The sequence below is a fragment of the Thermosipho sp. (in: thermotogales) genome (assembly GCF_020054775.1).
Classification (GTDB): Bacteria; Thermotogota; Thermotogae; order Thermotogales; family Fervidobacteriaceae; genus Thermosipho; species Thermosipho africanus.
On sequence record NZ_JAIHAP010000088.1, the window covers coordinates 1 to 7,374 of the forward strand.

The 7,374-nt window shown below is 30.5% G+C and carries 8 protein-coding genes; 7 read left to right on the plus strand and 1 reads right to left on the minus strand.

Annotated elements, in window-relative coordinates; genetic code table 11:
* Nucleotides 1–203: 203 nt before the first annotated feature.
* The 6 genes from JG780_RS10045 (at nucleotide 204) to JG780_RS10070 (ending at nucleotide 4,933) form a co-directional block, all read left to right on the plus strand.
* Entirely contained in the window at nucleotides 204–671 is a 468-nt protein-coding gene (locus JG780_RS10045; RefSeq protein WP_004101999.1) for a lysophospholipid acyltransferase family protein, read from the plus strand.
* 21 nt (nucleotides 672–692) lie between these two features.
* The gene (locus JG780_RS10050) at nucleotides 693–1,268 is read left to right on the plus strand and encodes a hypothetical protein (protein ID WP_004101998.1); all 576 of its coding nucleotides are present in this window, start codon (nucleotides 693–695) and stop codon (nucleotides 1,266–1,268) included.
* A complete protein-coding gene (locus JG780_RS10055) occupies nucleotides 1,249–1,521 on the plus strand; it encodes a sodium/glutamate symporter family protein (RefSeq protein ID WP_051001553.1) in 273 nt (90 codons plus the stop codon). The genes JG780_RS10050 and JG780_RS10055 overlap by 20 nt, the downstream gene beginning before the upstream one ends.
* A gap of 119 nt (nucleotides 1,522–1,640) precedes the next feature.
* Nucleotides 1,641–2,582: a sodium/glutamate symporter family protein gene (locus JG780_RS10060; RefSeq protein ID WP_287570487.1), complete on the plus strand. Its 942-nt coding sequence runs from the start codon at nucleotides 1,641–1,643 to the stop codon at nucleotides 2,580–2,582.
* A gap of 132 nt (nucleotides 2,583–2,714) precedes the next feature.
* Complete coding sequence (gene tdh / locus JG780_RS10065; RefSeq protein ID WP_287570489.1) at nucleotides 2,715–3,746, plus strand: L-threonine 3-dehydrogenase; 1,032 nt, start codon at nucleotides 2,715–2,717, stop codon at nucleotides 3,744–3,746.
* Between the two features lie 11 nt (nucleotides 3,747–3,757).
* Nucleotides 3,758–4,933, plus strand: coding sequence for a glycine C-acetyltransferase (locus tag JG780_RS10070; RefSeq protein ID WP_004101993.1), 1,176 nt, complete (start codon nucleotides 3,758–3,760; stop codon nucleotides 4,931–4,933).
* Between the two features lie 32 nt (nucleotides 4,934–4,965).
* Here the strand turns inward: JG780_RS10070 and JG780_RS10075 are convergent, their stop codons facing one another.
* Complete coding sequence (locus tag JG780_RS10075) at nucleotides 4,966–5,658, minus strand: glycerophosphodiester phosphodiesterase family protein (protein ID WP_012580257.1); 693 nt, start codon at nucleotides 5,656–5,658, stop codon at nucleotides 4,966–4,968.
* Nucleotides 5,659–5,769: 111 nt separating this feature from the next.
* Between JG780_RS10075 and JG780_RS10080 the strand changes: the two genes are divergently transcribed.
* Nucleotides 5,770–7,281, plus strand: coding sequence for a GGDEF domain-containing protein (locus JG780_RS10080; RefSeq protein WP_287570491.1), 1,512 nt, complete (start codon nucleotides 5,770–5,772; stop codon nucleotides 7,279–7,281).
* The last annotated feature ends 93 nt before the right edge of the window (nucleotides 7,282–7,374 follow it).

Below are 7,374 nucleotides of genomic sequence, written 5' to 3' on the forward strand. Positions count from 1 at the left end.
CCAATCCAAAAAAGATCAACAACATCATAAAACATCTGGAAAGAAAAGCCAATTGCAGTGGGAAGTCCCATAACTAAAATTTGTTTTAATATATTTCCCCTTGTTAGGTCTTTTGCTGGAATATTTTCACCTCCTGCAAATGATTATAACATTTAATATGATATAATTCTAAATGCTAACAAAATATATAGGAGGAAAAATATATGCATCCTATATGGTATTTAAGAATTCCTCTCGGATATTTAATTAAAAAACGATACAATCTTGAAATACTTGGAAGCTTTCCAAAACCTCCATTTTTATTAATTGCAAATCACACGCACAACTTTGATCCTTTATTTATAAGCACATTTCTAAAGAACCCTATATATTGGATAGTTGCAAAAGGTACGTTTGAAAAACCAATACTTGGTCCTCTATTTAAATCCATGAACTTTATTCCTAAACAAAAAGGAGAACCTGATGTAAGTACAATACGAAAAATACTCAAAAATCTAAAAGAAAATAAGATTGTGGGAATATTTCCCGAAGGTTCAATAACATGGGATGGAAACTTTCAGGAAATGCCACCTGGCACAGACAAACTATTAAACATAGTAAAAGTTCCAATTGTTGCTGTAAAAATAATGGGAGGATATCTAACAAAACCCAGATGGGCAAATTTTGAGTGAAAAGGTAAAATAATACTTAATGTGCAAACCTTTGACGACAGCCGTGCCCTAGATTTTATTAAACACAACGAATGGGAATGGCAAAAGGTACAAAAAATAAAATTTAAAGGTAAAAGCCTAGCAAGTGGAATTGAAAGAATTCTATGGTTTTGCCCAAAATGTCATGCTTTCAAAAGTATTAGTTCAAATGGTAATAAAGCAATTTGTAAAAACTGTAATAGTTCATTTATAGTAGATGAGTTTGGCTATATAAACAACCAAACTGTTGAAAAAATACTTAAAGAACAAGTTGAAATATTAGACAAACGTTTTAAAGAAATAAATACTATTAAAAATGTAAAAATAATTATTAGAGACAAAAAAACAAACAAATTGCACGCAATTAAAAAGGGAGACTTACTCATTTCAAATGCAGAATTATCTATAAAGGATTTATATTTAGAATTTTCTCATATTAAAGGTGTAACAACTTTCTTAAAAAAATTTACAGAATTTATTTATAATTCAAATTATGTGGTAAGGATAAAAAGTGAAAACGAAAGCCTATTATTATACCACATACTAAGGAGGTATCTACATGTTTACAGCAACGGTTAATACATTTTTCATAATTTCTATATTATATGCAATTGCTATACTTTTAAAAAGATTTATTCCCCTTTTAAGAAAAATCATCATTCCAAATTCAATTTTAGCAGGTTTTTTGGGATTTTTACTAGGTCCAAATTTGCTTAATATAGTAAAAATTGATGTAGATTTTCTTGGAAAAATCATATATCACCTTATGGCCATTGGATTTATAGCGTTAGCTCTTAGAAAAGTTGAAAAAACGGTCAAAAAGGTTATTTAGGTGCTGGGTTAATAATAGTAGGAACATACCTTTTCCAAGGTATTTTAGGAGTTTCATTAGGTTTTCTAATCAATTTATTTGACAAAGATTTTTCTCCTGCAATTGGATATCTAATACCATTGGGTTTTGGACAAGGCCCAGGACAAGCTTATTCAATAGGAATGCAATGGGAAACTCTTGGTCTCCACAGTGGAAGTTCGATAGGTCTTGCAATTGCAGCTGCCGGCTTTGGATGGGCCACAGTAGGTGGATTGGTTATACTTAACCTTTTATTAGTAAAATGGAAAAAATCGCATCAAAGAACTTTAATTGAAAAGAAGGCTATAGAAGTAAGGGACTATGAATTTTCAGATATGGATGGAATGACAATTCAAATGGTAATTATAGGAATTGTATATTTTATTACATTCATACTTTTGAAAATAATAGAAGGTGTATTATCTCCACTTGGAAATACAGGACGAACTTTTTCAACTGTTCTTTGGGGTTTCCACTTTGTTATTGGTGCAATTGTTGCAATGGTTTTTAGAAAACTATACGATAAATTGAAAGCTAAAAATATTGCAAAAGAAAACTATCTAAATAATTTTCTTTTGCAAAGAATAGCCGGTGTAGTTTTTGATTTTATGGTTACCGCTTCAATTAGTGCCGTAGTTTTAGCAAAAATCCAAAAAGAATTTTGGGGAATTTTTATACTAACATTTGCTGCAGGTATTTTAACTTATTTCTTTGTAATGATGCTGACAAAGAAAGTCTTTACAAAAAATGAAGTAGAAAACAGAATTGCATTTTTTGGTATGCTTACTGGAACAATTTCTACAGGTATGGCCCTTTTAAGAGAAGTAGACCCTGCGTTAGAATCAGGTGCATCAGAAAATTTAGTTTTTGGAAGTGGCTTTTCAATGTTAGTTGGAGTTCCTCTAATTGCTATACTTAACTTCCCTGCTTTTGCTATCTCAAATCAAAAAAATATCTTAAATCTTTACGGTTTAATTGCAATGATTTTATATGGTCTTTTATTACTAGTCATAGGAAAGCTATTTTTAAGGTCCAAAAACTAAATAAACTAAGTAAAAACAGCGACATATTTAATTTAAAAAGAATAATTTCACATAACAACCTACCATGTTTATTTACTTTATTTAACATAAGTTATATAATTTAACTGGATGTTAATTGAAAGGAGGATAAATATGAAAGCCATTTTAAAAGAAACAGCAGGTCCTGGTTTTGTAATGAAAGAAGTTCCAAAGCCAGAAAAATTAGGTCCAAGAGAAGTTTTAGTGAAAATTAGGCGTGCTTCTATATGTGGAACTGATGTCCATATATACAAATGGGATGAATGGTCTCAATCAAGAATAAATCCGCCACTAATAGTTGGTCACGAAATGGCAGGTGAAGTTGTTGCAATTGGTGATGCTGTAACTCAAGTAAAGGTTGGAGATCTAGTATCTGCAGAAACACACATTCCTTGCGAGCATTGCGTGCAATGTAAAACTGGAAGAATGCATGTATGTAAAAACCTAGAAATTTTAGGTGTTGATAGAAATGGGGTTTTTACAGAATATGCAGTCATTCCTGAAACAGTACTGTGGAGATTTTCAAAAGAAATTCCATTAGATTATGCATCTGTTATGGAACCATTCGGAAATGCAATTCATACAGCCCTTGTAACAGACCTTACAGGAAAAAAAGTTTTGATTACCGGTGCTGGACCAATAGGTTTAATGGCAATACAGGTAGCAAAGGCATCAGGCGCAAGTCTTGTTATAACCAGTGAAGTTGATCCAAATAGAATTCAAATGGCAAAGGAAAACGGTGCAGATATTGTAATTAATCCAGCAGAGCAAGATTTAGTAAAAAGTATATATACAATAACAGATGATGGAGTAGACATATTACTTGAAATGAGCGGAAATAAAAAGGCTTTAGAGGATGGATTAAAATGTGTAACGATGGGAGGAGAAGCTTCATTACTTGGAATTTTTGGTGGTAGCATCGATATCAATCTAGATTCTCTTGTCATAATGAGAGGAATCACTATTTATGGAATCACAGGAAGAAAAATGTTTGATACATGGAAGGTTGCAGATGAGCTTTTAAGAAGTAAAAAGGTTGACCTTTCAAAAGTTGTTACTCATGTTCTTCCATTTGAAGATTGGGAAAAAGGCTTTGAATTAATGTTAAACAAACAATGTGGAAAAGTTGTTTTAAATCTTGATTAGGGGGTGTAAGTATGTTTGATTACTCTATTTTTTCAAAAGAGCTTGAAAATTTAAAAGAACAAGGTCTTTATACATACATTAAAACTCTTGAGTCACCACAGGGTGCATGGTTAACAATAAATGGCAAAAAAGTACTAAATTTGTGCTCAAACAACTATTTAGGATTTGCAAACGAAGAACGTCTTAAAAAGGCAGCAATAGAAGCAATTGAAAAGTGGGGCGTTGGTCCTGGTGCAGTAAGAACCATTGCAGGTACTTTCTCCTTGCACAACGAACTTGAAAAAACTCTTGCCGAGTTTAAAAAAGTAGAAGCTACAATATTCTTACAATCAGGATTTGTTGCAAACCAAGCTGTTATTCCTGCAATTACTAATGAAGAAGATGCAATATTGTCAGATGAACTTAACCATGCAAGTATAATAGATGGAGTAAGACTTTCCAAGGCAAAAAGATACGTATGGAAGCACAGAGACGTTAAAGACCTCGAGGAAAAATTAAAAGAAGCAAAGGACGCAAGAAGAAAGCTAATTATTACCGATGGTGTATTTAGTATGGATGGAGATCTTGCTCCACTTCCAGAAATTGTTGAGCTTGCTGAAAAGTACAATGCAATGGTCATGGTAGATGATGCCCACGGTGAAGGAGTGCTTGGAAGCCACGGAAGAGGAATTGTGGATCACTTTGGACTTCATGGACGTGTTGATATAGAAATCGGAACATTATCAAAGGCATTTGGTGTACTAGGAGGATACGTAGCAGGTAAAAAGGAACTTATTGATTATCTTAAACAAAAAGCAAGACCATTCTTGTTCAGTAGTCCACTATCACCTGCCGATACAGCAGCAGCACTTGAAGCTACAAAAATCCTTCAAGAATCAGATGACAGGGTAAAAAGACTTTGGGATAATGCAAAATATTTCAAAGAAGAAATGAAAAAATTAGGATTTGACACAGGAGAAAGTGAAACACCTATAACACCAGTTATGTTGTACGATGCAAAATTATCCACTAACTTTAGTAAAGAACTTTTTGAAGAAGGAATCTTTGCACAATCAATAGGATATCCAACTGTTCCTAAAGGAAAAGCAAGAATAAGAGTAATGATAAGTGCTGTTCACACAAAAGAAGATCTTGACTTTGCACTTGAAAAATTTGAAAAAGTTGGAAAAAAATTAGGTGTTATATAAAGTAGAAAACCTCCGAAGGAAACTTCGGAGGTTTATTTTTTTATATATCCAACCATTTTTTCAACTGAATTTGTAATTATAATATCAGCAAAGTCTTTGATTACCTCTACCTCTTCTATCTTATTCACCGTCCAAAAGACAATCTTTTTTTCTATTTTCTTTAGATATTTTACCAATGAAAAAAATTTCTCTTTATCAATATATAATAAGTCAATTGGAAGATGAGCACTATATATATTATGATTTTCAAAAAGCTCTCTTATATCTTCAAAACTCAAATTTTGGTGTCTTTCGTCAAATAAAAGCCCGAATTTCTCATCTTTATACTTTTCAACACATTTTAATATAATTTCATGTTCAAATGAACTAAAGATTATATCATGTTTTTTATTTTCAATAACGTATTCTACTATTTTTTCTCCCTTTTCTTTATCCTTTATTTCTACATTTATTAATTTTTCTTTCGGCAAAACATTGAATACTTCAATAAGCTCAGGTACTGGTGCTACTTCCTTAATTTCTTTCAAAAAAGATTTTGTTACCTCTAAATCAACATTAAATACCCTTCTTAGATTAGAATCATGCGTTACAACAATTTTCTCATCCAACGTCATATATACATCAAGTTCCACACCATCTGCTCCATAATCAATTGCAGCTTTAAATGAATCAATAGTATTCTCAACATACTTTTCAGGATAACCTCTATGCCCCAAAATCTTCATCCATCTCACCTCTCAATAATAGTTGAAAAAATAAAAAAATACTGTTAAAATAACTACGTAATAAGGGGGTAAGAAAAAATTAAAACATTAATAAAAATTATCTTAACTTTAGTGTTTTCATTTATTTTTGTTTTAGTTTTAATAAATTTATACAATTATTCATTAAAAGTCGAAGGGCTAAAAATCGAAAGTTTTTCCGTTGTCGAAAACTCTAAAAAATACGGTGGAAATTTAAAAATTCCCTTTTTCTTTTTGCTTAAAAAGCCCTCGAAAATTTCTTTAGTAACAAAATTAGATAATGTACCTAAAAATTCATTTCTATATATCCCTCAGATTGATGCTTCTTATATTGAAATATATATTAATGACGTATTAATTAAAAAAATAGGGTATAAAAGCAAAATAGGACACTTTTTTTATTCACCATTTTTAATAACTTTGCCGGATGAATCTAGAGAATTAAAAATAAAAATGTCAGGAACATATGAGCTAGGTATAGACTTTCCAATATTTATAATCCAAGAAAATCAAATTCCAAAATATTGGACATTAAAAATCATAACATTTTATCTAGTAATATTTTTGATGGGAACTCTATTATCACTTTCAATTATATTACTCTTATTCTCTATTAACTCAAAAAGAAACAAAAAGAAATTATTCTTACATTTTTCATTAGCTTCTATTCTTGGATCAATATGGCTCTTTGATACACTCCCACTTCCAATTTTTGATTCATTAGAAAATTTTACTTTATTTAAAAAAATAACTTTAGTTAGTCTTTACCTATCTTTTTCATTTCTTTCAAAAGGTAGTTTTATATACTTTAACTACAATGGATTATCTGGTAAGATCTTAACTTTTCTTTATTATCTTTCATGCATTATCTTAATATTTTCACCTTCAGTCTACCACACTCACATATTCCATAACTACCTTTCTGTAATTTTTGTCCTTAATGCAGTATTTTTGATTTATCTTTTCTTCAAGTCAAATACAAAAAAATCACTTATTTTACTCTTTATTTTGTCATCATTTATTTTGACAGCAATACATGATGTAATTGTTCTAATCTTTGATATCGAAACAAAATTTTTAAGTCCTTTAGGCGTTCTTATACTATTTTTTGTATTTTCGTATATAATTATCTCAAGCTATAAAGAAACTGTAAAAGAAAAACATATATACTATAAAAAAAGTGTTTTTGATAATCTAACCAAAGCATATAATAGAAATATATTTGACTTTGAAAAATTTCATGAATCTGATCTTTTTATATACATCGATATCAACAAACTAAAAGAAATAAATGATACTCTCGGCCATAAATATGGTGATAAAATACTTAAAAAATTCTCGCAAATTGCTTTGAATAACATAAGAAAAGATGATCTACTAATCAGACTTGGTGGTGACGAATTCCTTATTGTCCTTAAAAACTGTTCTAAGAGAAAAGGAAAATTAACAATTAATAGAATACTAAATGAATTTAGAAATAGCGATGAAACTTCACCAACCTTTTCGTGGGGTATAATTCGATACAAAGATTCGCTTGAAAAAACCCTTGAATCCGGAGATCTACTTATGTACAAAATGAAAAATAAATATAAATACAGGATGTAATGCACCCCGAAAAATTGGACAGAAATTACGAAACTTTTGTAAAACTTAGATATTCTTCATATACCTCCCGCGGACTTCTGTATTTCAACGCAC